Origin of the sequence: Frankia sp. AiPs1, from assembly GCF_023716945.1 — a bacterium.
Lineage (GTDB): Bacteria > Actinomycetota > Actinomycetes > Frankiales > Frankiaceae > Frankia.
Genome location: NZ_JAMQQF010000588.1, coordinates 1 through 3,688, shown reverse-complemented (window position 1 = coordinate 3,688; position 3,688 = coordinate 1). Strand labels below are relative to the sequence as shown.

The following is a 3,688-nucleotide window of genomic DNA, read 5'->3' as shown; positions in this document are numbered from 1 at the left end:
CAGCCGTGCGCGACCGCGGCGGCGCGGCGACGTCCCGCGGTGCCGCCGGAGCCGCGATCCGCCTGCTCGACCGGGAGCCGAACCTCGCCGGGCAGCTCGCCGTCGCCGCGTACCGGCTCGAGCCGACCGCGCTGGCCGCCCAGGCACTGGTCGAGGCGAGCGTCCGGCAGATCGTCGCGTCGACCGGAACCATCCGTGGCCTGCGGGTCACCTCGGACGGCCGCTACCTGATCGCGGTCGGCGATGCCGGCGGGTCGGTCTGGGACATCGCCGATCCCGCCCGGATACACCGGGTCGGCGATCTGACCGCGGACGCCACGGCGACCGCGACCGGCCGTGCGCAGCTCGCCGCCGGCTCCGGCAGTCGTGCCGCCGACAGCGCCCCGCGGTCGGCGGGGTCGGCGCTGCGGGCCGTCACGATCGCGCCGCACCCGTCCGCGTCCGCTACCGCCCCGGTACCGCAGACCGTGGTGACGGCCGGGGCGGACGGCGTGCTCCGGTTGTGGCAGCTCAGCCCGCCGCGGCTGGTCGACGACGGCGCGCCGGACCAGGTGCGTACCGCTGCGGCCGAGGTCGCGCCACTGGCGGACCTGCATGGTCACGTCGGCGCCGGGACGGCCGTCGCCGTCAGCGCGGACGGCCGGACGCTCGCCTCGGCGGGGACGGATCGGACGGTCCGGCTGTGGGATGTCAGCCGACCACGTTCGCCGCGTGCCCTCGCCGTGCTGACAGAACCGGCGGCCGTCACCAACGTGGTCTTCACCCCGGACGGGCGTTCGCTCGTGCTCGGCGGCCCGGGTCACCTCGCCGTGTGGGACGTCACCGACCCGTGGAAACCGCGCAGCCGGGCCGAGCGCACCGCCGCGGCCGACGTCCGGGCGATCGTCGTCAGCCCGGGTGGACGCTGGTTCGCGGCGACCACCACGACCTCCCGCGGCACCCAGACGGAGATCTTCGGGCTTGGTGATCCGCGGGGCCTGCGCCGGTTGGCGTCCATCGCTCCCGGACCGGCCCCCGCTTCCGGACCGGCCCCCGCCGCCGCTGCGGACGTGCCCGGGGCCCTCGCGTTGTCCGCGGACGGCCACGTGCTCGTCGTCGGCGGCGCGGGCGGTCAGATCACGCTGTGGGACGTGTCCGCGCCGTCCCAGCCGGTGCGCCGGGGCGTTCTGCCGGTCGGCGCCACCACCGGCGTGACCGCTCTCGGCCTCGCCGGGCCCGACGGTGCCCTGGCGGCCGCGGTCGGGGACGGTGTCCGGCTCTGGCAGCTCGACCTGCTCGCGGCTCAGGACGAGGTGTGCGCCCGGGTCGGCGACCGCATCAGCCGCGAACAGTGGCGCAGCCAGCTCGGTCACCGTCGCTACGACCCGCCCTGCGGCTGAACCCGCCCTGCGGCTGAACCCGCCCTGCGGCTGAACCCGCCCTGCGACTGAACCCACACTGTGCCTGAACCCGCCCTGCGACTGAACCCGCCGGGGGATGGCGCGGCCGGGGCTAACGGTCGAAGTGGCGGGCCGCGCCGTAGCCGGGCCCCTGTTCTGGCCGGCCGGCCCGGGAGGTCCAGCGCCACTGCACGGAGATGCGGGCGCCGACGTGCCCGTGCACCCGGGGCACCGCATGCAGCCAGTCGGCCTGGGCGCGGCCGCCCAGCACGATCAGATCCCCGCCGGCGGGGGACAGGTCGCGCCCGCCCGGCGCCTGCGGATCGTTGAGCAGCCGTCGGCCCGGTGGCAGATGGCGGGACTTCACCAGGAACGGCCGCCGCGCGCCCAGGGTGAGAATCGCGATGATCGTGTCGTCCAGCCAGCGCATCTCGCGGTCGCGGTGAAAGCCGACGCCATCGGAGCCGTCCCGATACAGGGACATGCCGAACCCGTCGAACTCGACTTTGTAGGTGCGTCGCAGCGCCCGATAGGCGTCCAGTAGGGCGGGGAAGGGTACCGGCGCGCCGCGGGGGACCCACGCGGTCAACCGCGGCTCGGTGACCTGGCGCTCGTAGCGCCACATAGCGCCCTGCCGCCAGGGCAGGCCCGATCGCATCGCCTCGTACAGCTCGTCGGCGCCGCGCAGCCAACCGGGGGTGACGTCGACCCAGGACCGCTCGTCCAGCCAGATCCGATCGGCGCGCGCCGCCGGATCCACCGCGCCGACGGTCGGCGGTAGCGATGCCGCCGCGCCCGACGTCGCGGCGGACCTGCCCGCGCGGCCGGCACCCGTGGCCGGTGGGACGGCGTCCGTCACCCTGTCGACGCTACCTCGCGGCCACCACGGGTCCCGGTGTGGGCCGATCCATGGTCGCGATGCGCCGCCGCCCGCACCGCGGGGCGTAACCTGCGGGATCGAGGTCCCGGTTACCGGTGGTGTCGTCGGCGTGGAACGGACAACAACAATGGCAACCATGATGGAGCGGCGTTTCCACCTCGCCGTGAACGGCGGGGTCGCCACGCCGCGGACCCGATGACCGGACGTTCTGGCGAGCCCGGGGTCGCCGAGGACCCGACCGTCCTGCCCCCGCCGACGGCTGGTGGGGCCGCGTCCGGTCCCGACTGGGACGTGCGCCGACTCACCGAGGTCGTCACCCGGTTGCGCCGGGTGCTGCGGGCCAGCATCCGCACCGAGTACTCGTGGGAGGCCCTGCCGATGGCGCAGGTCGAGCTCCTGCAGTGCCTGGCCGAGGCGGACGGTACCCGCGTCGGTGAACTCGCCGGGCGTCTGCGGCTCGCCCCGAACAGCGTCTCGACGCTGGTGCAGCAGCTCGCCGACGCCGGCTACCTGCACCGTGAGCGCGACCCCGCGGACCGGCGGGCGGCGCTGCTGCGGCTCACCCCGGCCGGGGCCGCGGCCCTGTCCGGCTGGCAGCGTGCCCATGAGCGACGCCTCGGCGCGGCCCTGGCCCGGCTGGTCGAAGCCGACCGGACGGCCATCCTCACCGCGCTGCCCGCGCTGTCGAACCTGGTGGACGCGTTGGGTGATCGCGGTCAGCCGAACGGCTGACCGCCGGGGAACGCCCCCGCGCTGGGGCTCCGGGCGGTCAGTCCCAGGCCGGCAGGTACCTGACGTGGGGCCCCGGCAGGTACCTGGCATGGGGCCCGCACGGGGTCTCGGCGTGGATGCTGCCGCGGCTCACGGCCAGGCGGGGGAGGACGTCAGGACCGGATGAGCCGGGCGATCGCGGCGGACGCCTCCCGCAGCTTCTCGTCGGCGACGGGGCCGCCCTCCGCTGCCGCGTGGGCCACGCAGTGCGCGAGATGGTCCTCCAGCAGGCCGAGGGCGACCGACTGCAGGGCTCGGGTCGCGGCCGAGACCTGGGTCAGGATGTCGATGCAGTACTTGTCCTCGGCGATCATGCGTTGCAGGCCGCGGACCTGCCCCTCGATCCGGCGCAACCGGGCGGTGTACTCGTCCTTGGTGTTGGTGTAGCCGTGCATCCGCAGCGCCTTCCCCCACGATGACCAGTACCCCCCTACGGTACCTGTGAGGGTGCTGTCGCCGTCCGGGGTTGGCCCAGATACGGGCGCCAGCCGCCGAGGGCCGTGATGTCCAGCGCGCCCGCCACCGCCGCCGACTCGCACAGGAAGCCCAGGGTGGGGCCGCCGGCGAGGTCGAGGGTCCCGATCGCCAGCGGCGACGGCACGGTGAGCAGGAAGCCGCCGGCCGCGGCCAGCGGCAGCCGCCACACCTCGGCGTCGAT

4 protein-coding genes and 1 pseudogene are annotated in these 3,688 nt (G+C 75.4%); 2 read left to right on the top strand and 3 right to left on the bottom strand.

From position 1 onward, the window contains the following. A partial coding sequence (locus tag ND748_RS27875; RefSeq protein ID WP_374216056.1) for a WD40 repeat domain-containing protein occupies positions 1 to 1,379 on the top strand: 1,379 nt, incomplete at its 5' end. A 112-nt stretch (positions 1,380 to 1,491) separates the two neighbouring features. Here ND748_RS27875 and ND748_RS27870 read toward each other — a convergent pair. Beyond that, positions 1,492 to 2,238: an alpha-ketoglutarate-dependent dioxygenase AlkB gene (locus tag ND748_RS27870; protein ID WP_374216055.1), complete on the bottom strand. Its 747-nt coding sequence runs from the start codon at positions 2,236 to 2,238 to the stop codon at positions 1,492 to 1,494. Positions 2,239 to 2,454: 216 nt separating this feature from the next. Here ND748_RS27870 and ND748_RS27865 point away from each other — a divergent pair, with 216 nt between their 5' ends. Next, positions 2,455 to 2,991 carry a MarR family winged helix-turn-helix transcriptional regulator gene (locus tag ND748_RS27865; protein ID WP_251749169.1) on the top strand — a complete coding sequence of 179 codons (537 nt, stop codon included), beginning with the start codon at positions 2,455 to 2,457 and terminating at the stop codon, positions 2,989 to 2,991. A 152-nt stretch (positions 2,992 to 3,143) separates the two neighbouring features. Here ND748_RS27865 and ND748_RS27860 read toward each other — a convergent pair whose 3' ends face one another. Together ND748_RS27860 and ND748_RS27855 are read right to left on the bottom strand one after the other, a co-directional pair. After that, entirely contained in the window at positions 3,144 to 3,425 is a 282-nt protein-coding gene (locus ND748_RS27860) for a metal-sensitive transcriptional regulator (protein WP_041939889.1), read from the bottom strand. Positions 3,426 to 3,460: 35 nt separating this feature from the next. Next, positions 3,461 to 3,688 (bottom strand): annotated as a pseudogene (locus ND748_RS27855) (allophanate hydrolase); the annotation flags it as partial.